This window comes from Bradyrhizobium sp. CCGUVB14 (assembly GCF_024199935.1).
Classification (GTDB): domain Bacteria; phylum Pseudomonadota; class Alphaproteobacteria; order Rhizobiales; family Xanthobacteraceae; genus Bradyrhizobium.
Genome location: NZ_JANADS010000001.1, coordinates 2,867,789 through 2,894,196, shown reverse-complemented (window position 1 = coordinate 2,894,196; position 26,408 = coordinate 2,867,789). Strand labels below are relative to the sequence as shown.

23 protein-coding genes, 1 tRNA gene and 1 pseudogene are annotated in these 26,408 nt (G+C 59.3%); 15 read left to right on the top strand and 10 right to left on the bottom strand.

Going from position 1 to position 26,408, the window contains the following annotated elements:
- Nucleotides 1-38: 38 nt before the first annotated feature.
- Both NLM32_RS13310 and NLM32_RS13305 read left to right on the top strand, forming a co-directional pair.
- Nucleotides 39-1,259, top strand: a complete 1,221-nt coding sequence (locus NLM32_RS13310) for an AAA family ATPase (RefSeq protein WP_254129421.1) — start codon at nt 39-41, stop codon at nt 1,257-1,259.
- Entirely contained in the window at nt 1,249-3,774 is a 2,526-nt protein-coding gene (locus tag NLM32_RS13305) for a S8 family peptidase (RefSeq protein ID WP_254129420.1), read from the top strand. Before NLM32_RS13310 ends, NLM32_RS13305 begins: the two co-directional genes overlap by 11 nt.
- 300 nt (nt 3,775-4,074) lie before the next feature.
- On the opposite strand, the gene NLM32_RS13300 is transcribed toward NLM32_RS13305, so the two are convergent.
- A complete protein-coding gene (locus tag NLM32_RS13300; protein WP_254129419.1) occupies nt 4,075-4,593 on the bottom strand; it encodes a hypothetical protein in 519 nt (172 codons plus the stop codon).
- Between the two features lie 337 nt (nt 4,594-4,930).
- Nucleotides 4,931-5,725 carry a hypothetical protein gene (locus tag NLM32_RS13295; RefSeq protein WP_254129418.1) on the bottom strand — a complete coding sequence of 265 codons (795 nt, stop codon included), beginning with the start codon at nt 5,723-5,725 and terminating at the stop codon, nt 4,931-4,933.
- Between the two features lie 548 nt (nt 5,726-6,273).
- On the opposite strand from NLM32_RS13295, the gene NLM32_RS13290 reads away from it, so the two are divergent.
- The 4 genes from NLM32_RS13290 (at nt 6,274) to NLM32_RS13275 (ending at nt 9,065) form a co-directional block, all read left to right on the top strand.
- Nucleotides 6,274-6,849 (top strand): site-specific integrase, encoded by a 576-nt coding sequence (locus NLM32_RS13290; protein ID WP_254129417.1) that lies wholly within the window; start codon nt 6,274-6,276, stop codon nt 6,847-6,849.
- A 65-nt stretch (nt 6,850-6,914) separates the two neighbouring features.
- Nucleotides 6,915-7,886, top strand: coding sequence for a hypothetical protein (locus NLM32_RS13285; protein ID WP_254129416.1), 972 nt, complete (start codon nt 6,915-6,917; stop codon nt 7,884-7,886).
- Between the two features lie 244 nt (nt 7,887-8,130).
- Nucleotides 8,131-8,673: a hypothetical protein gene (locus tag NLM32_RS13280; protein ID WP_254129415.1), complete on the top strand. Its 543-nt coding sequence runs from the start codon at nt 8,131-8,133 to the stop codon at nt 8,671-8,673.
- A 62-nt stretch (nt 8,674-8,735) separates the two neighbouring features.
- Nucleotides 8,736-9,065: a DUF3768 domain-containing protein gene (locus tag NLM32_RS13275; RefSeq protein ID WP_254129414.1), complete on the top strand. Its 330-nt coding sequence runs from the start codon at nt 8,736-8,738 to the stop codon at nt 9,063-9,065.
- On the opposite strand, the gene NLM32_RS13270 is transcribed toward NLM32_RS13275, so the two are convergent.
- Nucleotides 9,062-9,322 (bottom strand): helix-turn-helix domain-containing protein, encoded by a 261-nt coding sequence (locus tag NLM32_RS13270; RefSeq protein ID WP_254129413.1) that lies wholly within the window; start codon nt 9,320-9,322, stop codon nt 9,062-9,064. The two genes, NLM32_RS13275 and NLM32_RS13270, sit on opposite strands and share 4 nt — an antisense overlap.
- Before the next feature lie 119 nt (nt 9,323-9,441).
- Here NLM32_RS13270 and NLM32_RS13265 point away from each other — a divergent pair, with 119 nt between their 5' ends.
- Complete coding sequence (locus NLM32_RS13265; protein ID WP_254129412.1) at nt 9,442-10,347, top strand: hypothetical protein; 906 nt, start codon at nt 9,442-9,444, stop codon at nt 10,345-10,347.
- An 840-nt stretch (nt 10,348-11,187) separates the two neighbouring features.
- On the opposite strand, the gene NLM32_RS13260 is transcribed toward NLM32_RS13265, so the two are convergent.
- The 3 genes from NLM32_RS13260 to NLM32_RS13250 all read right to left on the bottom strand — a co-directional run bounded on the left by NLM32_RS13260 (nt 11,188) and on the right by NLM32_RS13250 (nt 13,845).
- A protein-coding gene (locus NLM32_RS13260; RefSeq protein ID WP_254128247.1) for an IS630 family transposase occupies nt 11,188-12,130 on the bottom strand; the annotation gives its coding sequence in 2 pieces (ribosomal slippage) (nt 11,188-11,790 and nt 11,792-12,130; 942 coding nt in all).
- Between the two features lie 130 nt (nt 12,131-12,260).
- Complete coding sequence (locus NLM32_RS13255; protein ID WP_254129411.1) at nt 12,261-13,028, bottom strand: hypothetical protein; 768 nt, start codon at nt 13,026-13,028, stop codon at nt 12,261-12,263.
- A 4-nt stretch (nt 13,029-13,032) separates the two neighbouring features.
- Nucleotides 13,033-13,845, bottom strand: a complete 813-nt coding sequence (locus tag NLM32_RS13250; RefSeq protein WP_254129410.1) for a hypothetical protein — start codon at nt 13,843-13,845, stop codon at nt 13,033-13,035.
- A gap of 485 nt (nt 13,846-14,330) precedes the next feature.
- On the opposite strand from NLM32_RS13250, the gene NLM32_RS13245 reads away from it, so the two are divergent.
- Complete coding sequence (locus NLM32_RS13245; protein ID WP_254129409.1) at nt 14,331-16,022, top strand: DUF927 domain-containing protein; 1,692 nt, start codon at nt 14,331-14,333, stop codon at nt 16,020-16,022.
- Here the strand turns inward: NLM32_RS13245 and NLM32_RS13240 are convergent.
- From NLM32_RS13240 to NLM32_RS13230, 3 genes are all read right to left on the bottom strand, one after another.
- On the bottom strand, nt 15,974-16,804 hold the full coding sequence (locus NLM32_RS13240; protein ID WP_254129408.1) for a hypothetical protein: 831 nt from the start codon (nt 16,802-16,804) through the stop codon (nt 15,974-15,976). The two genes, NLM32_RS13245 and NLM32_RS13240, sit on opposite strands and share 49 nt — an antisense overlap.
- Nucleotides 16,805-16,899: 95 nt before the next feature.
- Complete coding sequence (locus NLM32_RS13235; RefSeq protein ID WP_254129407.1) at nt 16,900-17,589, bottom strand: hypothetical protein; 690 nt, start codon at nt 17,587-17,589, stop codon at nt 16,900-16,902.
- Between the two features lie 169 nt (nt 17,590-17,758).
- Complete coding sequence (locus NLM32_RS13230; RefSeq protein WP_254129406.1) at nt 17,759-18,598, bottom strand: hypothetical protein; 840 nt, start codon at nt 18,596-18,598, stop codon at nt 17,759-17,761.
- A 487-nt stretch (nt 18,599-19,085) separates the two neighbouring features.
- Here NLM32_RS13230 and NLM32_RS13225 point away from each other — a divergent pair.
- Nucleotides 19,086-20,129: pseudogene (locus NLM32_RS13225) on the top strand (tyrosine-type recombinase/integrase); the annotation flags it as partial.
- Nucleotides 20,130-20,300: 171 nt separating this feature from the next.
- On the opposite strand, the gene NLM32_RS13220 reads toward NLM32_RS13225, so the two are convergent.
- Nucleotides 20,301-20,377, bottom strand: a tRNA-Pro gene (locus NLM32_RS13220).
- Nucleotides 20,378-20,445: 68 nt separating this feature from the next.
- Between NLM32_RS13220 and NLM32_RS13215 the strand changes: the two genes are divergently transcribed.
- The 6 genes from NLM32_RS13215 (at nt 20,446) to NLM32_RS13190 (ending at nt 26,351) form a co-directional block, all read left to right on the top strand.
- Nucleotides 20,446-21,435, top strand: a complete 990-nt coding sequence (locus tag NLM32_RS13215; protein ID WP_254129405.1) for an L-threonylcarbamoyladenylate synthase — start codon at nt 20,446-20,448, stop codon at nt 21,433-21,435.
- 18 nt (nt 21,436-21,453) lie between these two features.
- The gene (locus NLM32_RS13210) at nt 21,454-22,881 is read left to right on the top strand and encodes an FAD-binding oxidoreductase (RefSeq protein WP_254129404.1); all 1,428 of its coding nucleotides are present in this window, start codon (nt 21,454-21,456) and stop codon (nt 22,879-22,881) included.
- Nucleotides 22,878-23,315, top strand: a complete 438-nt coding sequence (locus NLM32_RS13205; RefSeq protein WP_254129403.1) for a GNAT family acetyltransferase — start codon at nt 22,878-22,880, stop codon at nt 23,313-23,315. The genes NLM32_RS13210 and NLM32_RS13205 overlap by 4 nt, the downstream gene beginning before the upstream one ends.
- Nucleotides 23,316-23,335: 20 nt before the next feature.
- Complete coding sequence (locus NLM32_RS13200; protein WP_254129402.1) at nt 23,336-23,917, top strand: NUDIX domain-containing protein; 582 nt, start codon at nt 23,336-23,338, stop codon at nt 23,915-23,917.
- A gap of 273 nt (nt 23,918-24,190) precedes the next feature.
- Nucleotides 24,191-25,120 (top strand): glycine/sarcosine/betaine reductase selenoprotein B family protein, encoded by a 930-nt coding sequence (locus NLM32_RS13195; protein ID WP_254129401.1) that lies wholly within the window; start codon nt 24,191-24,193, stop codon nt 25,118-25,120.
- A gap of 37 nt (nt 25,121-25,157) precedes the next feature.
- Nucleotides 25,158-26,351, top strand: a complete 1,194-nt coding sequence (locus tag NLM32_RS13190) for a CaiB/BaiF CoA-transferase family protein (protein ID WP_254129400.1) — start codon at nt 25,158-25,160, stop codon at nt 26,349-26,351.
- Nucleotides 26,352-26,408: the final 57 nt, after the last annotated feature.

The following is a 26,408-nucleotide window of genomic DNA, read 5'->3' as shown; positions in this document are numbered from 1 at the left end:
GTGAATATATAACCCTCATAGGCGATTCGTCGGGACCCATGGAGCACTTCTCCGTCATACAGACCCTCTGCCGGATCGGCCTCGAAGGAACCGATCCACGTTTTCGGAAGCAGGTCGAGCGCCTGCGCGACCGGTTAAGGACGGACGGTGACGAAAAGGCCGCGGCCGCTGTTGATCGGCTGCTCACGGGCGTGTCGAGCGAGCATAGCCTCACCCCGAGCGCGGTGGAGGTTTCTCGCCTGTTGGTCACGGGCGACGAACTCACCGCCAATGTGCATCCGCCCGCCGACCGCGAAACCAGCGTGCCGTTGGCCGAAGTGATCCTAGATCCGGGCGCTGGGCGTCCCGCGCCGATCTACAGCGAGACTCTGACGCTGGCGCTAGACGCCATGCTCGGCGAATGGAAGCAGGTCACGGCCCTGCGGGAGATGGGCGTCGAGCCTTCGCGGTCCTGCCTCATCTATGGTCCGCCGGGCACCGGCAAGACTCTAACGGCGTTCTGGTTGGCCGCGCAACTGCGCCTGCCAGTAATCAACGCCCGTATCGACGGTCTTGTCAGCTCGTTCCTCGGCACGACGGCGCGCAACATCGCGAACCTGTTCACGTTCGCCAATCGCTACCGCTGCATGCTGGTGCTCGACGAATTCGACGCTTTGGCCAAAATGCGCGACGACCCCCACGAAGTGGGAGAAATCAAGCGCGTGGTCAACACGCTGCTTCAGAACCTCGATGCGCGGGCAGGAACCGGGCTGACCGTCGCGATCACCAACCACGACGCACTGCTTGACTCAGCTGTGTGGCGGCGTTTTGAAAATCATATCCGGATCGATCTGCCGGACGAGCGCACGCGCTTCGCCATGCTGAACACATTCCTCCGTCCATTGGACGTCGATGAGGACGTTGTGCGAACGCTTGTTTTTATCGTCGGCGAGCGGTCGGGGTCGTTCCTCAAGAATTTTGCCGATGCCTTGAAGCGGGTTCTGGCTCTCGGCCGTTTGGACGTATCGGCGACGACGATTCTGGCGGCGGCCAAGGCTCTGGTGCCAAGGCTTTCGATCGGCGAGAACCGGCTCTCACCCGCATCGATGTTCGTGAGCGACGAGGCGAGTTTCGTCGGTGCGCTTCTCCACTCCGGCCTGCCGATCCGGCAGGCGAGCATCGCGAAGATGCTGGGCGTCAGCCAAAGCACTATTTCGCGTTACGCGCAGGATTACGCGGCGCGCGAAGCACCGCCGGAGGGCCTGACCAATGCCCAATAACCCCGTCCAGATCGTGCTCAACGACGATGCGTTTCTGCGGGCACCCGATCCGAAGCGCGGAGGCAGCGACAAGGACTTTTTCGAAGGGCGTGATGCCGCCTTCGTGAAGCATCGCGACGGCCTCCTCGCCGCTCTGCAAAGGATTGAACAGGATGTTGCCCGGTGGCCGTACGGGCCGCTGTGCTATCTGCGGGTTCGGATGCGCATTGAAGCGATCGCGAAATCGTACCGGCCCAATCGCGCTGTCTTGCTGGTCGATCAGTTTCCCTGCGTGGGGGCCGGAGCACCGGGCGAACTTTATTTCCGGGCGCCACTGATCCATTTCGCGCGGTTGCGGCGCCACATCGCTCTTGCGGAAGACCAGGGCGAGACGCGTATCTCAAGGGAAACCGGGCGTCCCTACCATTACGTCACCCGCAATCGCTGCGAAGTCGGAGCCATTGAAGCCATCGAGCTTGCTCCGTCCAATCTGAAACGGTCCTTTGCGGCGGATGCCGCCGTTGCGGCGCTTTCGGATCCGCGCGCAGCAAGCGGCTACATCGTCGAGCTGTTTGAGACGCAGCCCTTGATCGACGGCGGCGACCACGATGCGCTGGGATTCCAGCGCTCGCTGGCGACGCTGCAAACGATCTTCCGCGAGGGTGGGCGCGGCCTGCTTGCGACCTTGCTGCCGAGCCCCGGCGGCACGCCCGCGATTGAAATGCTTCTGACCGACGCAACTGAACCGGCACGGATCGAAGACCGGCGGATCGTGCGCGGCGCAGAGGAGCGCGTCATCACGCCGGCTCACCTTGATCGTGACGTGAACCGTCACGAACATATCCTCCGGCGGCTGGCCGATCATCCGCTGGTCCGCCGCATCAGGTTTCCGATCCTTATTCAGCCGACCGAAGCTCAGGCCGCTGCAGGCCCATCGCCCTTTCCCGCGATTCCGCGCGTCGCCGATGGCCGCTATCCTCGTGTCGGCGTGATCGATACCGGCATTGATGGCCCGCTCAGAGCATGGGTGTTGGACCGTCATGACTTTCTGGATGAAGCCGACTGCGACCCCGGCCACGGAACACTCGTGGCCGGGGTGCTGATCGGTGCTCAGGCCGCCAATTCGCCGCAGTTGGCCGCCGAGTCCGACGGGTGTGACATTGTCGATGTACCCTTGATGCCGCGAGCGCCCTTCGGCGTTGTTTATGGCCAGCGCGGCTTCGAAGCATTTCTGGAGGAGCTGGAAGCGGCGCTCACTGAGGCCCGGGACAGCCATGGCGTCCGGATTTTCAATATGTCGTTGAATGTCGTGGCGCCGGTCGATGCCGATACCTACAGCCTCTACGCAGCCCGGCTCGACGATATCCAGGATCGGCTCGGCATTCTGATCGTTAACTCCGCCGGCAATCTGTCGGGCGCCGAATGGCGCGGCTCGTGGCCCGCAAAACTCAATCAGGTGCTGGCGACCTTGGCGGCCAGAACCAATCCCGACACGATCTTCATGCCTTGCGAGAGCGTGCGCACGATCGCGGTTGGCGCCCTCAACCCTCCGGACTCTAGCCAGATCGTGGAAGCGCCGACCACCTACACCCGTCGCGGGCCCGGCCTGCGTGTTGGCGTGAAACCCGATGTCGCGCATTTCGGCGGGACCGGCGACGCATCGCAGCCCGGCACGACGCATCTAATTTCGTGCGACCCGCAAGGCAATCAGGCGCAAACCTGCGGCACCAGCTTTGCGGCCCCGCTTGCCGCGAAGACGCTCGCCGCGCTTGACGCCGCGACGGGGGAGCGGCTCGCGCCCCGCACTTTGCGGGCCTTTCTGATCCATAACGCGACGCTTCCCGCCCCGCTCGCCTCGCCACGTCTGCGGGATGTCGCGCGGCAGTTCGTCGGGTTTGGCCGGCCTTCGTCGGCGACGGCCATGTTGGAAACGGAAGACCATGCGATCACCATGGTCTTCGAAAGCCGGCTCACCGCTGGCGAGCAGAAGCCCGCGATCCTCAGATTTAATTTTCAGTGGCCTGCAGCGCTGGTGGATGCCGCCACGCGCGCCTGCCGGGGCCTCGTCAGAATGACTCTCGTCTACGATGCACCGATCAACCAGGCCTTCGGCTCCGAATTCGTGCGGGTGAATCTCAGCGCCCATCTTCGGCAGCGCCAGCCGGTCGATCGAAAGGACGGCAAGCCGAGCTATAACGATCAGATTTCCCAGGCGTTCTTGCCGCGCACCGGCAAGCTGACGATCCCTGAGCGCAACCTCATCGACCACGGCCTGAAGTGGTGGCCGACGAAGCGCTACGCGGCGGATTTCAGCGGCGGCGTCGGCAACTCGGCGGAATGGCGGCTTGAGGTGGAGAGCGTGGTGCGCGCGGAGGCGACCTTCCCAGCCGAGGGAATCCCGTTTTCGTTGATCCTGACCATCGAAGACGAAGAACGCGGCGCGCCGATTTTCCAGACCTTCCGCCAGACGCTGCTCGCCGGCCGAGTCGATATGCAGGACATACGCACAGCGGTACGTCTACGAACCCGCACATAGCTGAGTACCCTGCGACCTGGCGTTACCGCGCTACGCCGCCACCGAGACCATCCAAGGGACCATCCTTGCGACCTGCGTGCACTTCTGAACCAAGAGCAAATCGCGCACAGTTGCCAAGCGCGGCTGTTCAATGATCGGATGACGTGACGCCGATGTCGATTGCAATCGTCGCTCCGCAGAAGTTCGATTTCCAAGATCTGGTTTGCGTCGAACTAATGCTTCGCTTCGAGGATAATTCCAGCGTCATCCTCCAGGTCGAGGGCGATGAGGACGCCGCACTGACGCTGCCACAGACAGCACTCACGCCTCTTTTGATCGAGGTGCAGGTGAAGGGCGCGAGCGGGCCGGTAACAACAAACTCGTCGAATGTCTGGCGCATTGCCCCGACCGTCGCGCACTAGCGACTACACTCATGCGCAATAGTGGGCCAACTTTTTTTACCGCCCGCGACGGCACATCAAGCTCTTGCGCAAGCTCATCCATCGCTCGTAGTAGATCTTCAGCGATTTCCATAAACGAGAATGGTTCACTGGCGCTATCCATTTGGCGATAATATTTCCGGATTCGCTCCAACATCGCGCGTATTTTCTTCTGCTGTTCTAAATTCACATCCGCTTCGTCAGTGGCCTTAGCTAATTCTTCTAAGTGGACCACAGCGCCCTCTATCGAAACTTGAAGGCCGGCAATGTCTTCGTACAAGCTATAGGCCCTGAAATGCGATTGTTGCAACAACTCCGAAGCTTGCATAACTTCAGCCCACAGCGCATGCCTAGATAGAAATTGGCCACGCAACTTTTTTGACTTCTTTTTCGATTTCATTTTGACATTCCAATCTTTGATAGGGGGAGATTCGCAACGGCCTTTGTCGTTGCGGACTACTTTACAAGATTGATTTTGGACCTATGCGTCCGACTTCGTATCGACCTTGCCCAGGGCGCACGAATTGAACCATCCGATTCATGACTGATAAGAAAATTCTGATTTCCTTATCAGTTACTCAGACTGGGTGGTCGCGTGGGAAAAGCAGGTCGCTTGCTGGAAGCGACCTGCAACGTTGCTTTGGCTTTGTCCGCGCCTAAGTCATTCAGCTAGTCTGCTGCAACTTGGACCTGTCGGCCCGAAGCACATTGCAACCCCGACATTCTCCGACGTCATCCTACGACGACGACGCCTCAACTAGATCCCAATGATAATGCCCATCGGGATCGGTGAAGGCGATCTTTATCTCCCCCTCGTTACAGAGACTGAAGAACGCTTCTTCTGTTTCTAGCATAGTGATCAAGCGAAGACTGAGATTCTCCCTGACCGCAGCCTGAAACTCAGCAAACATCGCTGGCTCTGCGCTTTTTACAAATGAGAAGCGTGTGTCGTGCGAGATCTTGGCACCGCCAATCCGATTATCAATCGTGACAGGGGTCGCCCACCGCGAGTTGCCTTCCGTTCCCGTCCTAATCGCGACGCCATTACGCTGCAGTTGAACGCACACCTCAGCCAGTCTCTCGGTGCGGAAGATAGATTTTAGCTCCGGCCGCTGAGCCGTGACCTCCTTATCTACCCAACGCGCTAGCTGCGAAACGAACGGATCAATCTCAACTTCAAATCTTTCAGGACCGACTGGACGACGGTCGAGCCCAGCCGCTGTTTGCCACGCCTCCCCCAACATCGGCATAATAAACTTGGATAGTGCAACTGACCGGAGCCAAATCGAGCTCTTCAGCTTGACGCGAATCACATCGCTGGCCTGATTTTCATCAGGCTCGATGAAGAACCATGTCTCACGACCGCGATGGCGCGTACTGATTGCACCCAACTCCTCAAGAGCCAAAAGTATCGACACCAACCGCTGCGGTTCATCTTTAGACGAAAACTCGTCGCCAGCTCGGCCCAACAAGTTTTCATCTAGTGCGTGGGCGACTTCATATGTGGGAAACTGAACGAATGCCTCTTTCACAAGCTTACTCCTGATCCGATGTCGTGATGTGCGGATTGCCATCACGACCTCATTTACAGGATCGAACTCGTTGCCTTCCTCGCACAACCTCGTGCCTTCATCGTTGAGTAAAACTCATGCCGAGCACTTTAAGGATGCCATGTCATCGGCCGTTGTTCATGTACCTAATCCAATCTGTTGATGAGGATTTCAAGGACCCCTGAAGACACACATAGCCATATGGAGACAACGAACCTCCAAGTTGCATCACCGCTCCGTTGGGCAACCAACGGCGCGTCGCGCTATGTCTCAAGAATTAGTATTTTACAAGAAGCGAAAACGGCCCGCTTTACGCGCCCCCAGCAGTTAGAAAGGGTGCGCAAGTTGCGCACCCACGAAGGGCTGATAGGTTCGAGTTGGAATTGCCGATGTTGAGATCGGCATCAGCATCTCTTGATGCCGAACTGCTTACCAAATCGACAAAAGCTTATCAGTTCTACTTCGCCCAACTTCCGATTGCACCGCCACGCAGATCGACTAGAATCGCTTCTGCACTTGGTTGAGCGGCTATGGCGGGTAAGCAGGCGAAGATTTTAGCGATTGATCATATCGACGATCTCTTGTTTTTCGTCGAGCAAACGCGGCATCCGCTTCGTAATCGACTGATCATCTTGTTCTCGGTGCGTGCCGGCTTAAGGGCCGCAGAAATTGCGCAACTAACTTGGGAAATGGTCCTAGAACCAGACGGCACCGTCGGCAACGCTATCGAGCTGCAGGACCGTATTGCGAAAAAGCGCAGCGGACGCCGCATCCCTCTACATCCCGACCTGCAACAAGCGCTCATCGAGCTTCGGGCGCTCTGCAGCGGTACTGGGCCTGTCATTCGGTCGGAGCGCGGCGGCGCTATGACACCGCTGAGTATCGTCGTTTGGTTCAACCGCGTATTTCGAGAACTCAGTCTCGCCGGATGCTCGTCTCATTCAGGCCGTCGAACCTTTATCACGCGCGCGGCGCGCCTCGTCCATCAAGCAGGAGGGTCTTTACGCGACGTCCAGTTGCTTGCCGGGCATAGGTCAATTCAGACTACGCAGCGCTACATTGATGGCGATAGTGACGCACAGCGAAAGCTGGTTTCTCTCTTATGAACAGTTCGCGCAGATGGGCGGCCTCCGCTCGCGCTCGACACGCGCCTCATGAGAGGGCCAGACAATTGCTCACGACCGTCTGCCAGCTCGCAGGCTCGATGTCATTCATCGACGAGATCGATCAGGAGTTTCGCCTGGGCGGATTGGATAAAGCCATCGCGGCTTCCTCCACGGCTCCCATTTTCGATTGGCTTATCAACGTTCTCAGCTTTCAGGGCATATCGGACAGGGTCGCCCGCGACTACGCCGCGAAACATGGTCGAGCCACCTGGACCGACCTAGAGCAATGCCTCAGAGAACCCGCTAAATGCTCTAGATTGCACAGCTACTGGCAATACTTTGATTGCAGGTACGACAAGACCAGCCAAACGTGTGCGGAACCCGATCACTTTGACAATTGCAAACTGCCCCACCTTCGCTTGCGCAACGGACGCCTGAACCAGACCGCGTATTCGCTGTATCTGTTCATCCGAGATGTTGCTTGTGGGGATCTTGTCGGATGGATCCGAAACCAGATCGAAGCGACCACTGCGGAACCTGATCGTGACCTTTCTGCAGCGCGGCAAGCTGCCTTGGTTGCTCCGCTTCAGAACGTCTACGGCGTCGGCGAAAAGACTCTGTCGATGGCCTTGTCGACACTGCTCATTGGCGCCCGTGGGCTCGAACCGCTTTGGTTTGATACCGGCAAAGACATGGTGGTCGTCGACTCTCTGGCGCACAATTTCCTTCACCGGACCGGGATTTTACATGATTGCGGCGCGGCCCATAGTTATGGCCCGGCCTGCTACGCAAAAGGCGGCTGCGCCGCGATCATTCGGGGTATCGCCGCCGAGATCGATTGTCGGCAGTTCAACGCGGCTTTTCCTTCGGTTTTCCCGAGATTTATTCAACACTCAATTTGGCGGTTTTGCGCGGCTGAGGCCGCCAATATCTGCAATGGCAACCGCATCGACGACCGGTTTGCCTGCCAAGACCGGTATTGCCGCCTTGGCTCAAAATGCGACCGAAAACCGTTGAAAGGCACATATTTTCAGTAGCTTACCTCAATTTTACGCTTGACGGTATTATAATACTCCTCTAGATTTAATTGTCGGCTGAGACCGGCAATACGCAAAAACCGAAATAGGTGAACCATGACGTTGTGGCATCGACGACCAAAGCGACTTCAAGAAATTCAGAGATTTTCGATCCAGCCAAAGGGCCCCGCCTCCGGGGCCCTTCGCTTTTCTAGGAGGTAGCAATGACAAAGAAGGCAGACAAACCGAAACTTGAACCGCTGTCGTGCTCGGCCTGGATCTCGATAACAAGCCGCGCGGCGCTCGCTTCGACAACGTCGATGACCGCGTTGTCAGCGTGGCGCTTGACCTCGGCCTGGGTGCGGTGGTCAAGGCTTCAACTGAGTTTGGCCAAGTGGCGCAAAAGCTGCCTGCAGGACGGCTCTACGCTTCGGGCAAGGCGTTCATTCCCGCGATCAAGGAAACGCTGCTGACCGAGCTGATGACAATCTTGCGCAAGCCAGGCGATGCGAGCGAAGCGTACAAGCTCGAAAATCGACCGCAAAAGAACGACAGCGGAGACCCCCTGGTCCGATGCAGATCGCCGATCACTTCGGGGCTTCCGCGCAATTGGGAAGAAGTCGATGTCGGTCACATGGTTCTCGCCCACGAGGGCTACGAAGATGGTTGGTGGGAAGCCGTCGTTGTGAAACGCGAAAATGACATTCTCACTCTTCGATACCGAGACTCGCCCAAGCTGCCCACATTTGTGCGCCACTTGAATACGGTGGCCCTGGTGAACCCAGGCCCACTCGCCGACAAAGCCTAGTTACTCCCTGAGGCTTGGCTCAAGACCAAGCCTCTCTTCATTACAATCTAGGAGAAATAACCATGTCGCAGGACACGGATCGCATTCGCACGCTTAATGATGAGCTGAGGCAGGACTTGCTCGGTGGCGGAGCCGTCATGACAACAGGGATCGCCGCACTTGGACCGCAAGCAGTGGCCCGCCTCGTCACCACTCTCGCGGTGTTCGACGACTTTTGCCACGCCAATGATCCCCACGAAGAGCACGACTTTGGTGTCTTTGATTTCGAGGGGCAGAAAGTCGCCTTCAAGATCGACTACTACGACAAGAACCTTTTAGGAGCTTCGCCCGATCCAGCGGACCCATCAGTGACTGAGCGCATCATCACTCTAATGCTCCTCGAAGAATACTAGACCTTCCGCGGGCGACCTCTGCCCTTCTTTCTCTCTACGAGATCGGCCGGTGGTGTCTCGAACAAGGCACCCGGCTTGATCCGCAAAGCAATGGCAACATGCCAGAGGGTCACGGCCGTAGGATTTCGACGCCCGGCTTCCAGGCCACTCAAGTAACTTTGTTCGACCCCGATCTTAGCAGCAAACGCTTCCTGCGAGAGCTTGGCGGCCAATCGCCGAACTCGAATATTTTCTCCGATGAGCCGCCGAATATCCATCCCGCAATGCGTAGGAAATCGGCCCGCGACTTCTATGCACTAAAGTGTATAATTATCAGCAAAGGGGTCTGCGCCTCGATAGCGAGAGCTGGCTCAACGTGACCAAGGGATGCCGACTAATGAAAGCGAAGACTACGAATAGACCACCCACTGTTCCGAGCCTTAGCAAGCGTTCGCCAAAATGTAAGTCGCACTATTTCGCCGCGATTGTGGCGCGTTTGTTGGTTGTAATGCCGGCACTTTGCATGGACGCCAGAGTGGCTCGTCCTCAATCTGAACCGCCTGATTGGACAACAGCGGTTCGTACGCAGATATTGCAACATTGGTTTCAATTTCAGAAAGGATCCAACTATCCAGTCTCTTATATAGTCGACTTTGATTTAGACCCGACGGGGAAACTAATCGGACGCCCGAAGGTCGTTGCGAAGAGCAACTTCAGTATGCCTCCTTCCACCACCCTGCTGGAAGATGCAGTCACGCAAGCTCAACCGTTCTTTATGCTTGATGAAAAGGACTACGGCTCCTGGAAGCACGTCACTACGACCTTTAGGTCGGGCGACAAAGACGCCGTAGACATCTATGCATTTACAAAAAAGGACATTCTCGGACTGACTACCGGCATGAGCGAAGCCGACGCACGGCAAGTCTTACAAGCGAAATCCTGCCGCGTATCAAAACCAGACGCTCAAATAATGGAATGCGTCATCGACGCAAACCATCGATTTCGTGTCCGATCTACGGCTAATCTCTCTCCTAACGTCGTCACAGAGATAAATTACTTCTTCCGATCAGGAGAGATCGGACAGGCCATGATCGACTCCGTCTCGGCCCAGTTTCGGACGCGGCGCTGGGGACCAAATTGGATCTTGGCCGACGGAGTGACAATGAGCATCGCAATCGTTGAAGATAACTATCGTGATGCTCCTCTTTGGGAACTGTCGATAATACAGAACTCCTTGATGAACGAGGACAGAGCTGCCTTAGATGCAAAGGCAAGGGCAGCATTCCCGAAACCAAAGTTTTAACGACGCTGTCTCAAGGGCTCTCGCAGCTTTCTCAGGTGCCGTCTTCGTACGAATTGCGAGGCCTGAAGCGCCTTGTAGAGCAAAGGTGAGGCGAGCGACTCGACCTCAGCAGCAATTTGGGAATCCCACATATGAGTGTCAAATCGCAAACTGATGGAAGCATCTGTCCGGCGTGCAATGGTCCTGGACGGAGAAACGGAAGATACCCAGGCGCACTCTGTCAACGATGTCAGGCCGCAGTCGTCGATAGCGAAGGCAATCCGGTAATCTTGGCTAACGAAAGTTTCTCGGGCGGTCTGGAAATTACCGCCGATGGCAAGACTATCAAGTCAATGGAAGCCGAGGAGCTGCCTCTGTATGCAAACGGCATCGAATGTCGCGCAAAAAGCTACCGGTTTGGAGGTGTGGTCGTCCAACCTCTGCCGATCTGGCAGGCGCGAGCCGACAAGCGCGGTCGATCCGCTTGATCGTTCACCGACGCCGCGGTGCTAGGCGAACCGTGGCCTAGAACGCGACGCGCCTGGACGCCGACGAAGGCGGTTTGGCGTCCCCAAGGATGGCGAGTATTTTGGTCGGGCGAGACGCTTGGACAGAGCCGTACGCTGGTCGCCGCGATCAGAGACTACGTCGAACGACACTCGTTATCATCTCGCTCCTCTTCCGTAATCTCCTGAATGACATGAACCCACGCATTGATGGCGCTGACGGACCGTGATGAGAGCGCGCTTTGTCATGCAACATCTTCAGTTGCCCGATCTTGAAAACAAGTAGCACCACCAAGCGGACCAGTCACATCGCGGCGCGGTAGCCCTCACTAGAGCATTTTCCGCTTGATGTGGATCAGGCCCCGTATCCTGCATGTCGAAAGTAGTTGTCGCACTGGTCGGGCGCAAATGTCTTCATGAGCTTGCCGATCAGTTTCATGAGCGCCTTGACGGTGCGTGCCGCGCCCTTGCGCAGCGCGGTCTTCAGCTTCGAGAATGCCATTTCGATCGGGTTGAGATCGGGCGAGTAGGCCGGCAAATAGCGCACCTTGGCGCCGACCGCTTCGATCGCCTGGCGAACGCCGTCGATCTTGTGGGTACGCAGATTGTCCATGAAGACGATGTCTCTTTTGCGCAGCGTCGGCGCGAGGATCTGCTCGACATAAGCGAGGAATGACGGCCCGTCCATCGCCCCGTCGAAGACATACGGCGCCGTCAAGCCATCGATGCGCAGCGCGGCAACGAGTGTCAGCGTCTTCCAGTGGCCGTGCGGCACGCTCGCAACGAGACGCTCGCCACGCGGTGAGCGGCCGTAATGCCGTACCATCTTCGTCGTGACCGCCGTCTCGTCGATGAACACGAGGCGCGGCGCTTCAAGCTTGGATTGCTCGGCCTTCAGCTCGGCGCGCGCGGCAGCGACATCGGAGCGATCCTGTTCAGCGGCGTGCAGAGTTTTTTTTGAACGTGATGTCGTGGCGTTCGTAGAAGCGCCAGACCGATGTCGTCCCGACTTTCAGCCGCTTCTCGGACTTGAGCCGCGCGCGAATCTCTTCGAGTGTCAAGTCCGGCTCCGCGGCGATGAGATTGAGCAGCCACTGGCGATGCGCCTCGAGCGGAGAGCGGCTCTGGCCCGTGCCGGGCAATGCCGCCACACTGCCCGTCCTCGTCCAGCGCTCGATCCAGCGGATCGCGGTCGAGGCGCTGAGACCGAGCACGCGCGCGGCTTCCCGTCTGCTCTCGCCGTCTTCGACAAGTGCCACCGCACGCACTCTCAGGTCTTTCGAATATCCCTTCGCCATCGCTCGCCCCGTCGTTAAAGCCAGAGCAATCGAATCTGATTTGCGCGACCGAGGGAATCCCCTGTACCCTTCCGATTCACATAAAGTGGAAACCGCTCTAGTTGCTGAACGCGCAAGTCACGAGAATTATTTACCCTCCTGACTCTGCTTCCTCGCTTTGTTTGACGATTGATGCGAATGCTTCGATATATTGAAGCTTTCCGCTCCGGCTCAGATAGTTTGGATGATAAGTCCGAAATGTCTCAGCGGGCAAAGTCGGGTGCGACAACTTGGACACCGCTGTTCCACTATCGAGCGCTGGCTCGAAAACAAGTCCAGGAAAAATCCCTCGCAGAAAGTCGTCGTAGTACGGACCGGTGAAAAGGATGACGACCTTTGGGCTCAGGACTTCAATCTCGCCTCTAACGAGGCTCGCCTGTTGCTCGAAAAAATAACTTCGATGAGAAGGATTGAGCTGCAGTATCGAACCGCCTTGGTAGTCGCACTTTGCAACGTTTGACCACAGGGCATTTCCGGCTTGGCTTATTCGCCGAAACGCTCGCCAAAATGGCGTTCGCATCGACTGCGTTTCGCCGAGGGCAAACTGCTCATACCCCCAGCAAAGCGCTTTCACGGCATCTGGTTTGGTCAGAAAATCTTCGAGAGAATTCTGATTCTCGAACTCGTAATCGTTCGAGTAAACTGGAAACTGGCGGCGCAGGTCGCCATTCCATGACCAGCCAAATGTCTCTTGCCCGAAAATAAGTGTCGGTGCGCGAGCCGATGCGTAGCTGCTGGTGGCTGCGATTAAGAGCGGTGGTGAAAAGTCTTTACAAACAAGAGAGCCACGATTGAATTCGCTTTTCCACTTCTCGTAGTGCTCGACCAGCCTTTCTTGAATCGCGTTTTGATCCGGCATGGGATTACTTTTCCTCTTGTATAGTGGGATCCTTCAACTCAAAGTAGTACTTTTGCCCGAAGAGACCGAACGCCGTGAGAACGGCCTTTTTGAATGTGGCATTGTTTCGCTCACGCTCAACAGAGATCGTGAAACAATGCCTTTGCGAATGGTAGACAACACGCCCTTTGGGCGGCTCGGCATAGTCATCGTAGACGACGGTCAACGGCAACCCAGCATCTACTATTTCTTGAAGAGACCTTACGCGTAAGCGGTTCCAGACCTGATCATGGCTGAGCGGACAACTCAGAAGGTCGCCTTTAGGTTCAGCTTCTGCCAAGGCGCATGTTTCATTGACGACGAACAGCCAATTTGAATTTAGTTCATGGACTATCCAGAACAACCCGACACTTGGAACCTCTGGGATGTTCGGATACCCATCTATGGACATGACGGAGAACGCGTCGGACGAGCCGACTAGCGGCGTGCCCACCAAAGGGCTCACGGCGTGAGTAAAAAATTGTTTAGCAGCGAGCTGGCATCGTTCGATGTCACATTGAGAAGGGATCCAGCTCGGGCCTTCAACGCAGATGGCACCGTCGTGGTCGGTGACGACACGACCGTCTCTGGCAACCTCGATCCAGAAGCCTGTCGCAGCACACTTTAGGTCAGCTGTTCCACTCGGAGTCAGTCCGAAGGAGACGTCGATGGCGCGAAGAGACGACGACGCATACTGCGGTAGAGCGGCCATTCCCACCGCCAATTCGTGCCAGAGATCGGGTAGCAGCGGGCGGGCAACCCCGTCCTCCTGGAAAATCAAAGTCATGAATTGCTGCATGCAGGAACTCCCACCGGTTTCCTGGAAGAACCCCTTTCAGGGCTGAAGTTCAGCCCCTTGCGTTGAAAAAAATCGAGATGGCTAGGATCCCCACACATCAAGACAAACCCGAATGAGGCGCATGCGCGTAGCGGGGGGAGACCGGCGCCATCAGCGACATTCATGGTGATCTCTTTAAGGGAACGCCTGATCGTAAAGTTCTCTTAAAGAGAACTATAATGCGCCGATTCACACATTCACACGCGCGTCGCAGAACGACAGACGTCGTAGGAGAGCAGGCGTTACGCCGATGCAGTGACAATTATGCAGTGTTCTATACTTGAGCGCTCAAAACACTCTTTTGATGCTCCAACTCACTACTTTGCGGGCTCAACTCCGCTTTTCGATGGCAATTCTCGTTGACAACCATCTACTCGCGCCGCAACGCGATCTCTGAAAAGCCCGCCCTGTAAAGGACCCCGTGTGAATCACGATGAGGTCCCAAAATGGCAACGGCAATCACGACCGCGCTCGAAAAGATATTGTTCGCCGGTCACGGCACAGACGATCTCGGAAATCCATATATCAAGCTTGCCGTCGCAGGCTCAAAAATCGACTTGCCGCCATATTCGATAGCCGACTTGCTCGAACCTCGCCGCCGCGTCCTCCCAGAATTAGGTCAGGCTGGTTGCAGGCTTCTGTCGCGATCATCTCAGACCACCTTGATCAAGATGCTTGAAGACTACGAACCGGATGGCCCAGCTGATTTCTTGATTGTCCCGCGCTTGGGGTCGCTCGGCAGCTACTACGTTCGCCCACGTTCAATTATCGGGCAGCCACCGCTGCGCGTTGAGCGTGCCCTCGGTTCCCTCGACCAGGATATGCTTCGCAAATATCGCTCGCGGGGGTCCTTAGGACGATGGCAGAAGCAAATCGGCAACCCTTGTTCCGGTAACTCGCGACTCATGTTCGCCGCTAGCTTGGCGTGTACCGGTCCGATCTTGCCCTTTGTGAAGGGGCCGCGCACCGGTGGTTTTCAGATCACCGGCCCAGCCGAGACCGGAAAGACCACGGCGGCGATGGTGGCTGGATCCGTTTGGGGTTGTCATCGGGATTCTGCGCGCGCGGAGAAGGGCTTTGCCGAGAACTGGAACACCACCCTGAACACGCTCGACGAGACCGCGCAGACTCATTGCGACGCCCTGCTTATTCTCGACGAGACCAACCTTGCCGGCACCGACGACCAGAGCCGCGCCAATGCAGTCTTGAACGGCTCGTTCCGGTTGGCTGAGGGCAGCAAGCGAAAGCGCTTGAACGAGCCGGAGACCGCAGCGTGGCGGCTGTACTTTCTTAGCACGTCGAACTTGTCGCTTGATGAACTCGCAGCTGCTGGCGGCGTACAAGTTGACGAACAGCACCGCGGTCGTCTGATCGACGTCGCCCTGCCCCAGGATACCGGGGCCGGCATCTACGAGGATCTGCACGGGTTCGCTGATGGCGCGGCACTAACCGATGTGATCAAGAACCGATGCCGCACGACGTTTGGTGCACCCGGTTACAGGCTCGTCCAGAGGATCTACAAGAACAAGCAAACGGTCTCGGAAGCCAAGAGCTTTCTATCCAAGAGACGAGCCGCTTACATCCGATGCGTCCGCAGCCGCGCTGCCAAGATCGGCGCCAAACCGCTCGAACGTTCGACCGCCCGGTTCGCGACCGTCTACGCCGCGGGTTGTCTGGCCATTCATCTGCGGGTTTTCACGTGGCGGCGGCCGGACCTACTGCGGGCCATTCTAGCCTGTCAGTTCGACAGCCTGCCTTCGAGCACCACTGCACCGACTTCGCCTTTGCGCCGCCGCTTGTCCGAATATTGTGCTCGGCATCGCGATCGGTTCGTCGATCTTGATCGAGGTCGACTTGATCGCGCCCGCCACACGTTGGGTTCAGCCCCGGGATATTTGCACACGCACAAGGGCCAGGCGTGGCTCTACCTCACCGCCAAACAGCTAGAGGCAATTATCGGCGCTGGCCGCGCGGCCAGCCTCTTCAAGCAGGAGCTCGCCGCGGAGGGCTTGCTGGCGCGCACTGGTGACCGGCTCGTGGTCCAGCGCCCAATCTATTGCGGCCCTGGCAACAAGGGCTACGAATGGGTTCACGCCTTGCCCACCGCCTTGCTCGACAACGTGATCGTCGGTCCATAACGCCGCGCGTTGAACAGAAACATGTGATCCGCGAACTCATGCTGCGCCATCCAGCACACCAACTCGTAGTGCAGATCAGGGTTGAGCGGCTTGGCGGGCGACTTCGCCGGGCCGATCTGCGCGAACGGTCGATGATAGGTGGTGAACTTTAAGAGGTAGGACAGTTGCTGGGGTCGATCTTGGAGGTCAACGGTTACCACGGGGCGATAGAGGTCTGAGTTCTGGAATGTCCGCTCGAACGCTGCCATGGTCTCGGCCTCACCGCCAAGGAAGGCTAGGTTGATGTGCAAGACCCAGATCCCCTGCCGCGCGCGGTAGATCATTTCAAGGCCACCGACGACAACCACGTCGCGAAGCCCTGCGCGAACGAGGCGCTTGCGAAGACCGGCATCGTGCCGCGCGATTTCCAAGCTCTTCAACTTGCCCTTTGGCGCGGCCCCCAACAAGACCGTGCTGAACTTGATGCTCCCGTTAAAACCGTCGCAAATCCGCAGCGACTCACCAATGAAATAGCGGCGAAACGTCCGCGCACACACTGGGCAGTAGGTCTGCTCGCATGCATAGTACCCTTCCCGGCACTCACGTAGGTAGACCGAATACTGGTTGCGCGGACGGTATGCGGCCAGAACAGCTTCACTTCGAGCGCTCTCGCCCTGTGCGTCCTCTAAGGTCTCGAAACGCTCGTCCTTGTTGAGCGACGCCGGCAGCAGCTCGGCGACGTCATGCCCGGCGGTTGGCTCGCGTCTACGCCAAAACGGCTGCGCTCGGCGGAAATTCGGCATAGGAACGCTCTCCGATCAATCACATTTCGATAAGCAGTTGGAGAAAAGACCGCGCTCCGAGTTGGCGCGGCCTTCTGCTGTGGCTTGGCGTGCGGTCACGCCTTCGGTGAACGAACCTCCTGGATCTCTGCTACCGCATTGTCCGATACGTCGAGTCGGAGGCACGTGATTTCCATACGGCGATCCGGCTTGAGCGCCATCATCTTAGCAATATCGACTGGGCTCGCCTTCATCGTGACCGTCACCATGCGCTCACCACGTTGAAGCTCTCCGGCGGACGAAATGTCCTCCCAGTCTTCCTCATCGGATTGATCGCATTGCGGAGCAGGCGTCTCGAGCTGGAGTGACTTCGCCTTAAACGCGGCAAGGGCAAGGGCCATACCTGATTTGCGTCGAGGGCGCTTTTCTGCAGCTTCGTTCACAATCGCTTCAATACCGCCGCGTTTGGAGATCTCTTTGGCGATGTTCTTGACTTCAACGCCTTGGTCATCAACTAGGTAGTCCAAGGCACGAGCCTGCTTCCATGCTCGCTTGACCGCGCTTTTTGATTTCGCGCACGTGACATAGCCAACGAGCGCGGCGGTTAGGCTCTTGCCTGGGTTTCCTACTATCGCTTTGGGCAGCTTTTTTTCCGTAACCTTGTAGAAGGCTGCGACATCTGACGCGTTCGAGCGCAGGCGCAACACGAACGCCATTGCCATGCCCAGAGCCACGTACTTTTTCACGCGATAGCCCGCGCGATCATCCTTGTATCGTTTGCGGAGAGCTTTGATCTCATCGATCATTGATACGTCTCCGAGACTACGACGTACCGAGATTGTCGAAATTTCGTTGCTCAATTGGCGAGCGTGTCGGGCAGCGCCTGTAGTGCCGATATTAGTCATTTTACTCTCTCTTAGGTTGTTACCGCTTGTCGACTTGCGCCGCCAGCGTGAACAAACCTAATGAGATGAGTTAGTAGACGCGGGAAGCTCTGCTTCTCTTTTTCGCTGCAACATTCCCGGGGAACAGTTTCTCAAGAACCGCTGCGGGCGCGCCCCTATTGCTGCCGTTGAAGCCCTCGATGTTCGCGCCCCAACCGGCGATTATCGCAAGTAATATCTTGGGGCTCGTCTTCGCGAATTTTTGCTTAGCCCAATTCACACCTTTCGCGACGGACTCGTAGCCGCTGTAGTGATGGCACTCTTTTGGTAACCGCTTTTGCAGGAATAGGATGCCTTGCACGAACGGCGAGTCATTCTTCAATTTATTGGCACTGCTCGCCGTCACCTTGGCGCCGCTATCAGTCGCAAGCCCAGCGAGATACATGACCCACGCGAACCACAACTCTCTTTTCAAATCAACGTCCATATTGCGCGTCTTGATTTCATCCAGTGCCAGTAGTGCAGCGCCAACTGCTGCATCCACAACATATTGAGCGAACACAACTGGACCCATCTCGGCGATTTTTCGAACGGCATCGTCGCCATAGAATCTACTGATGACTTCAGCCTTGCTCATTTGCACGCCGGAGGTCTTCGGCGCATTTAGATTTTTCCGAAGGCGGCCGCTTGCCTTGATCCAAGCATTGAGCGCATTTTCCGCCTTCGCGACGGTCTGCGTCTTCCCCTTCGCGTGCAGATTGCCTATGGCAGCATAGAGCGAATTGACCACATCAATCTTCTCTCTAGTTGCTGCTGACAACTGGCAGCCCCAGATTGCTTCAAGTTGTTTCCACTGTTCGCTGTCGAGTCTGTCATAACGCAGCCGAAAGTTGAATTTGGTGAACACTTTTGCCGAGGCAGCTTTGGACATGCAGCTCTTTCAATTTCCCGAAGCGATAGCGTCAAACCGATCCCCGAGAAGGAGAACAGGCAGAAGACCAATCGGATCCCGAGATTGCAAACAACTTTGAGATGTTGCAATTCATCGAGAATACCCGCCTGGAATCAATGGCATGAATTCGATTTAGCCATTTCGGCCTTGAGCTCAATTTCAGACTGTAGTATTATTTACGTGCATACCAATTTGGGTGCCTCCCGGAAACATAGACTGAGCCTTCGGCCAGTGCGCAACAGCCCTAACGGGCGCGTGTGTTCGCGATGGTTGATTCTGCTCGGCTTCGAGACGTGGCCCGAGATGCACCTCTACGCCTCGCGGTGGCGGCTCACCTCGCTTTTCCAGATGGAACGATGACGGCCTCAGGACTTCGCCGTGAAGCCGCGCGAGGACGGCTGCGCGTGGAACTGATCGCCAACAAATTGTTCACCACCTTAAATGCAATCGATGAAATGAGAGAATTATGCCGCGTCCAAGTAAGGGAGCCCGACTCTTTAAGCGCAAACCGCGCTACCGCGACGGCAAGCTCGTCGCCCAGGCGGTCTGGATCATCAAGGACGGTGACCGACATATCGCCACAGGATGCCTTGCGAGCGCGTCTGGAACAAAGCCGCCTCGAGAAGCAGAACAAGCACTCGCGGATTACATCGCACGTAAGTACCAACCCGAGCGCAGCAGACGAGACATAGAGGACATCGACTGTGCTGATGTGCTTTCTATCTATCTGACAGACATCGGCGAGCCCGGCGAACAACATGAGATTGAGCCTCGGATCGAACGTCTCAACGAATACTGGGGCGGCAAGATGCTCGCGCAGGTCAACGCACAGGCCTGCGCGGGATATACCAAGCATCGTGGTAACCCAGGCGGCGCGCGCCGCGATCTTGAAACGTTACGTGCCGCAATCAATCACCACGCCAAGGAAGGCCTTCACCACGGCGTGGTACGCGTGTCGCTCCCTCCGAAGGGTGAGGCGCGCGACCGATGGCTGACCCGCAAGGAGGCTGCCGCATTGCTGTGGTACTGTTGGCGGCACCGCGAGAAACAGACGATCCATTCGGGGGCGTCGAAGGGTGACCCGGTCGCCACGAACCGCAGGCCTCTGCGCCACATCGCTCGGTTCATCCTGATCGGCCTGTACACTGGCACGCGGGCAGGGGCGATAGCGACCGCATCGCCGTACGCACTATCAGGGCGGTCCTACGTGGATCTGGAGCGCGGCATCTTCTATCGGAAGGCTATCGGCAAGCGCACAACAAAGAAGCGTCAGACACCGGCGCCGATCCCGCCTCGGTTGCTCGCCCATCTACGTCGCTGGTGGAACCGCAAGCTGATGGCGGAGTGCTTCATTGAATTCAACGGCAAGCCGATCGCCTCGGTGAAAAAGGGCTTCAAGACCGCCGTCGGGCTTGCCGGCCTACCCGGGAGGGTGACGCCCCATACGCTACGCCATACCGCAGCGACATGGCTCATGCAGCGTGGCGTGCCGATCTGGGAAGCGGCAGGGTTCCTGGGCATGTCTCCCGAGGTCCTGCAGGACACCTACGGCCACCACCATCCTGACTTTCTGCAGGGAGCTGCCACGGCCATTGGTCAAAAGGGCCGATATGTTTCGGTGGTTGAAACGGTGGTTGACTCGGGAATGACCAGCGATCAGAAGGAAAAACCTAATGATTTCTGGTCGGAGTGGCAGGATTCGAACCTGCGACCCCTGCGTCCCGAACGCAGTGCTCTACCGGGCTGAGCCACACTCCGACAAGAGGCCGGCTTATAGCGTCGGGTTTGGCGCACCGCAAGCGGCCGAGATGAGGAATTTTGTCCCTGTGAAAACGAGTCTTGAAACACAGGTTTTGCCGGCCGGCGAGGCCGGCGCGGAAGCTGCCGCCCGGACGCTGGCCGCCGGCGGCCTGGTCGCGTTTCCGACCGAGACCGTCTACGGGCTCGGCGCCGACGCCGCCAATGCCACGGCGGTGGCCCATATCTACAGCGCCAAGGGGCGGCCGGCCTTCAACCCGCTGATCGCACACGTCGCGGACCTCGCGGCCGCACGGCGGATCGGGCGGTTCGATGCGCGCGCCCTGAAGCTCGCTGAAGCGTTCTGGCCGGGGCCGCTGACGCTGGTGGTGCCGAAGACGGACGATTGCCCGGTCGCCGATCTCGCCACGGCGGGCCTCGACACCGTCGCGATCCGCATTCCCGCCCATCCCGTGGCGGAGGCGATCCTGCGCGCCTTTGGCGGGGCGGTGGTGGCGCCGTCCGCCAACATCTCCGGCCACGTTTCGCCGACGCAGGCCGCGCATGTCGAGAGCGACCTTGCGGGGCGGATCGACCTGATCGTGGACGGCGGGCCGGTCGCGGTCGGCGTCGAATCGACCATTGTCGGCTGCTTCGAGGCGCCGATGCTGCTGCGGCCCGGCGGGCTGTCGCGCGAACGGATCGAAGCCGTGCTCGGCTTAGCCCTGGCGCGGCCGCCGGTCGAGGCCGAGAGCGACGACGGCCAGCCGCTGGCGCCGGGCATGATGGCCTCGCATTACGCGCCGCGCGCCAATGTGCGGCTCAACGCGCGCGACGTTGCGCCGGGTGAAGCGCTGCTGGCGTTCGGGCCTGCGCGCCTGCCCGGCCTGGAGGCCGCAGCCGCCGTCATGAATTTGTCGCCCGCGGCTGATCTCGATGAAGCCGCCGCCAATCTGTTCGGCTATCTTCGCAGCCTCGATGCGAAGGCGCCGACCGCGATTGCCGTGATGGCGATTCCCGAGGAAGGCCTGGGCGAAGCGATCAACGACCGGCTGCGCCGGGCCGCCGTGGCGAGATAAGAGCGAAGAGACGAGACAATGAACATCAATCAATCCGCCACCCCTCCACTCGCGCCCGAGCTGATCGACCAATTCCGCAAGATCGTCGGCGACAAGCACGCGATCACCGATGCGACCGATATCCAGGCTTACGTCACCGAGGAGCGCAATCTGTTCCACGGCCGCTCGCCGCTGGTGCTGCGCCCGGGTTCGACGGCCGAGGTCTCCGCGATCTGCAAGCTCGCCTCCGCGCACAAAATCGCGCTGGTGCCGCAGGGCGGCAACACCGGGCTCGTCGGCGGCCAGACGCCGCACAATGGCGAGGTCGTGGTGTCGCTGCGGCGGCTGGACAAGATCCGCGAGGTCGACACCGCGTCGAACACCATGACCTGCGAGGCCGGCGTGGTGTTGCAGATCGCGCAGCAGAGGGCCTCCGACGTCGACCGGCTGTTTCCGCTTTCCCTGGGCGCTGAAGGCAGCTGCACCATCGGCGGCAATCTCTCGACCAATGCCGGCGGCACCGCCGCGCTTGCCTATGGCGTGGCGCGCGAGATGGCGCTGGGGCTGGAAGTGGTGCTCGCCGACGGACGCGTGCTCAACGTGCTGTCGAAGCTGAAGAAGGACAACACCGGCTATAATCTGCACAACCTCTTCATCGGCGCGGAAGGCACGCTCGGCATCATCACCGCGGCGACGTTAAAGCTGTTTCCGAAGCCGCGGGCGGTCGAGACCGCCTATGTCGGGCTGAAATCGCCGGCGGCGGCGCTCAAATTGCTGACGATCGCGCAGGGCGAGGCTGCCAATGCGCTGACGAGTTTCGAGCTGCTCTCGGAGATGGCGGTGGACTTCTCGATCCGCCACGGCATCGACGTGCGCGATCCCCTTGCCGAGAAGCATCCCTGGTACGTGCTGATGGAACTGTCCTCGCCCGGCGACGACGCCCGCACGCCGCTGGAGACGATCCTGACCCGCGCCATGGAAGAGGAAATCGTCGACGATGCCGTGATCGCGGCCAACCTCACCCAGCGCAACGGCTTCTGGAAGCTGCGCGAGGAGATGTCGTCGGCGCAGAAGCCCGAGGGCGGCTCGATCAAGCACGACATCTCGGTGCCGATCGCCGCCGTGCCTGAATTCATCGCGGAAGCCAACGCCGCGGTGGTGAAGCTGATCCCCGGCGCGCGGCCGGTGCCGTTCGGCCATCTCGGCGACGGCAATCTGCACTACAATGTCAGCCAGCCGATCGGCGCCAACACCGCGGATTATCTGGCGCGCTGGCACGAGATGAACGCTGTCGTGTTCGAGATCGTGCTGCGCATGGGCGGCTCGATCTCGGCCGAACACGGCATCGGCGTGCTGAAGCGCGACGAGCTGCCTGACGTCAAGGACAAGACCGCGATCGAGCTGATGCGCGCGATCAAGGCGATGCTCGATCCGTACGGAATCATGAACCCGGGGAAGGTGCTGTGAGTGCTCTTGCGGTCGACTCGATTGGGGATGCCGACGTCGAGAACGTCGTTGCGCTGTGGCAGCGCTGCGGCCTGACGCGGCCATGGAACGATCCGCATGCCGACATCGCGCTGGCCCGGCGGCGGGACAACTCGACGGTGCTGATCGGCCGCGATGGCGGCGCGATCGTGGCGACCGTCATGGTCGGCCATGACGGCCATCGCGGCTGGGTCTATTACGTCGCGGTCGACCCCGATATCCGCAAGCGTGGTTATGGCCGTGCCATCATGGCAGCAGCCGAGGACTGGCTGCGCACCGCCGGCATCGCAAAACTGCAACTTCTCGTGCGCCGCGAGAATGGGCAGGCCAATGCGTTCTACCAGTCGCTCGGCTTCGAGGAATCGACCTCGGTGATGTTCCAGAAGTGGCTCGACGGCCGCGAGCAGCCCCGTTAGCTCTCACCCGGAAGACAGCAATGACCATTTCAGACCGCGTCCGCATCAAGGACGTCCGTGTGCTCTCGGACGGCTGGACCACGCTAAAAAGCACGACATTCGACTACCGCCGCGGCAACGGCGAATGGCAGACGCAGAAACGCGAAATCTATGAGCGCGACAACGCCGCCGCCGTGCTGCCCTATAATCGCGCGGGGCGCAGCGTGATCCTGGTGCGCCAATTCCGCCTGCCGGCCTTCACCCGCGGCTACGACGATTTGCTGATCGAGGCCGCCGCCGGCGTGCTGGACGACGCATCGCCCGAGGTCCGCATTCGCGCCGAGGCCGAGGAGGAAACCGGCTATCGCCTGCACGACGTCCACAAGGTGTTCGAGGCATTCATGAGCCCGGGCGCGGTGACCGAAAGAATCCATTTTTTCGTCGCCGAATATGAACCGGAGATGCGCGTCAGCGCCGGCGGTGGCCTGGAGCATGAAGGCGAGGACATCGAGGTGCTGGAGCTCGGCATCGACGAGGCTCTGGCGATGATCGCCGACGGCCGCATCATCGACGCCAAGGCGATCATGCTGCTGCAATACGCGGCGCTGCATATCTTCAGGTAGGCGACGCTTGCCTCTTCCCTTCTCCCCTTGCGGGAGAAGGTGGCGCGAAGCGCCGGATGAGGGGTATCTCTCCGTTTGCAAGACCGTCCGTGAGGATAGAAACCCCTCACCCGGATTCGCTCTCGCGAAGCCACCCTCTCCCGCAAGGGGAGAGGGTGAGACGGCGGCCCCCCCGACGAGATCGCAATTCTGGCCTGCGTCACCCGCGCCCCCGTTGAGCAACCCAAAAACTATCTCTAGTCTGGCCCCAACCAAGAACCAGGAGACGCGCCCATGTCCGCTCCGCGCGACGACGAATTCGGCTTTGCGCCCGACTATGATTCCCCCGTTCCCTATATGCAGCGCACGCGGGATTATTACGCCGCGATCGGCTACACCACGGCATATCGCTGGGCGCATTACACCGAGGCGCCGTTCCAGCCGTTGAAAAAGCCGCTTGCGCAATCGCGCATCACCATCATCACCACGGCGGCGCCCTACGATCCGGCCAAGGGCGATCAGGGGCCGGGCGCGGCGTATAATGGCAGCGCGAAATTCTACCAGGTCTATGACGGCGATACCTCGAAAGCGCATGATTTGCGCATCTCGCACATCGGCTACGACCGCAAGCACACCACGGCGACCGACAACGGCACCTGGTTTCCGCTGCCGCAGCTGTTGAAAGCACAGGCGGCAGGCCGCATCGGCGAGGTCGCGCCCCGCTTCTTCGGTGCGCCGACCAACCGCAGCCATCGCGTCACGCTGGACACCGACGCGCCAGAGATCCTGGCGCGCTGCATGGCCGACAAGGTCGACGTCGCCGTGCTGGTGCCGAACTGCCCGGTCTGCCACCAGACCACCGCGCTGGTGGCGCGCCATCTCGAGGCCAACGGCATTCCGACCGTGGTGATGGGCTGCGCCAAGGACATCATCGAGCACGCCGCCGTGCCGCGCTTTTTGTTCTCGGACTTCCCGCTCGGCAATTCCGCCGGCAAGCCGCATGACGTCGCCTCGCAGGCGCAGACGCTGGAGCTGGCGCTGAAGCTGCTGGAGACCGCGAGCGGCCCGCAGACCACAATGCAGTCGCCGCTGCGCTGGAACGAGGACGCCTCCTGGAAGCTCGACTACAACAATGTCGCGCAGCTTTCGCCGGAAGAGCTGGCACGCCGCCGCGCCGAATTCGACAAGCAGAAGGAGATCGCGCGCGGCAATCGCGCCGCCTGACGTCCTCCGACAGAATAAACAACAAGGGGAGAGCGACGTGACGCGACCGTTCGAGGGCGTGAAGATCCTGGACTTCACCCAGGTGCTGGCCGGCCCCTATGCGAGCTACCAGCTTGCGCTGCTGGGCGCCGACGTCATCAAGGTCGAGCGGCGCGAGGGCGAGGACATGCGCCGCACGCCGCTCTCGCGCGAATGGGCCGAGCGCGGGCTGGCCCCCGCCTTCCAGGCCATCAACGGCAACAAGCGCAGCCTGACGCTCGATCTGCAGAAGCCCGACGCCATTGCGATCGTGAAGAAGCTCGCGGCGCAAGTCGACGTGGTGATGGAAAACTTCCGGCCGGGCGTGATGGACAAGCTCGGCATCGGCTACGAGGCGCTGTCGGCGATCAATCCAAAGCTGATCTATTGCGCGGTGTCCGGTTTCGGCCAGACCGGCCCGGATCGGTTACGGCCCGGCTATGACGGCAAGATGCAGGCGCTGTCAGGAATCATGGCGATATCAGGCCATCCCGAGACGGGCCCGACGCGCGCGGGCTTTGCGGTGTGCGACGTGCTCTCGGGCGCGACGGCCGCGTTCGGCGTGTCGAGCGCGCTCTACCAGCGCGACCGCACCGGCAAGGGACAGTTCATCGACGTCTCGATGCTGGAGGCGACGATGGCGTTTCTCTCCGGCCAGATCGCGGACTGGTCGGTCGCCGGCCATCGCCAGCAGCTTTCGGGCAATCAGGCCGTGAGCCGCCGGACCACCGCGAACCTGTTCAAATGCGGCGACGGTCACATCCTGCTCGCCGTCAACAATGAAAAACAATACCGCGCGCTGATGTCCACGCTTGGCCGCGAGGATACGCTGAATGACCCACGCTTCGCCGACTGGTTTTCGCGTAACGAGAACGAGCCAGCGCTGCGCGCCATTATCGAAGAGGCGCTCGCGGCAAAGCCTGCGCGCGAATGGGAGACAATCCTGGAGGATGCCGGCGCCCCCTGTGCCAGCATCTGGAAGGTCGAGGAGGTGATCGACCATCCGCAGATCAAGGCCCGCGGCGCGATCCAGGAGCTGGACACACCTTATGGCCGCCTGCGCTTTGCCGGCAGCGGATTCAAGCTCGCGCATGGTGGTGGCAAGCTCGATCGGATGGCACCGGAATTGGGTGCGGATACGGATGCGGTGCTGGGCGAGCTTGGGTTTGATGCGGCGGAGATCGCGGCGCTGAGAGCAAAGGAGATTGTGTAACGCTCCGCTGCCGTAGGGTGGGCAAAGCGAAGCGTGCCCACCACTGCGCGTTGAAGG

Coding starts and splice junctions, on each gene's coding strand:
- NLM32_RS13300 (WP_254129419.1), bottom strand. CDS start 4,593: ATGAAATCGAAAAAGAAGTCAAAAAAGTTGCGTGGCCAATTTCTATCT.
- NLM32_RS13265 (WP_254129412.1), top strand. CDS start 9,442: ATGAAAGCGAAGACTACGAATAGACCACCCACTGTTCCGAGCCTTAGC.
- NLM32_RS13230 (WP_254129406.1), bottom strand. CDS start 18,598: ATGTCCAAAGCTGCCTCGGCAAAAGTGTTCACCAAATTCAACTTTCGG.
- NLM32_RS13310 (WP_254129421.1), top strand. CDS start 39: ATGGAGCACTTCTCCGTCATACAGACCCTCTGCCGGATCGGCCTCGAA.
- NLM32_RS13195 (WP_254129401.1), top strand. CDS start 24,191: ATGTCCGCTCCGCGCGACGACGAATTCGGCTTTGCGCCCGACTATGAT.
- NLM32_RS13275 (WP_254129414.1), top strand. CDS start 8,736: ATGTCGCAGGACACGGATCGCATTCGCACGCTTAATGATGAGCTGAGG.
- NLM32_RS13245 (WP_254129409.1), top strand. CDS start 14,331: ATGGCAACGGCAATCACGACCGCGCTCGAAAAGATATTGTTCGCCGGT.
- NLM32_RS13290 (WP_254129417.1), top strand. CDS start 6,274: ATGGCGGGTAAGCAGGCGAAGATTTTAGCGATTGATCATATCGACGAT.
- NLM32_RS13240 (WP_254129408.1), bottom strand. CDS start 16,804: ATGCCGAATTTCCGCCGAGCGCAGCCGTTTTGGCGTAGACGCGAGCCA.
- NLM32_RS13235 (WP_254129407.1), bottom strand. CDS start 17,589: ATGATCGATGAGATCAAAGCTCTCCGCAAACGATACAAGGATGATCGC.
- NLM32_RS13255 (WP_254129411.1), bottom strand. CDS start 13,028: ATGCCGGATCAAAACGCGATTCAAGAAAGGCTGGTCGAGCACTACGAG.
- NLM32_RS13270 (WP_254129413.1), bottom strand. CDS start 9,322: ATGGATATTCGGCGGCTCATCGGAGAAAATATTCGAGTTCGGCGATTG.
- NLM32_RS13305 (WP_254129420.1), top strand. CDS start 1,249: ATGCCCAATAACCCCGTCCAGATCGTGCTCAACGACGATGCGTTTCTG.
- NLM32_RS13200 (WP_254129402.1), top strand. CDS start 23,336: ATGACCATTTCAGACCGCGTCCGCATCAAGGACGTCCGTGTGCTCTCG.
- NLM32_RS13210 (WP_254129404.1), top strand. CDS start 21,454: ATGAACATCAATCAATCCGCCACCCCTCCACTCGCGCCCGAGCTGATC.
- NLM32_RS13250 (WP_254129410.1), bottom strand. CDS start 13,845: ATGCAGCAATTCATGACTTTGATTTTCCAGGAGGACGGGGTTGCCCGC.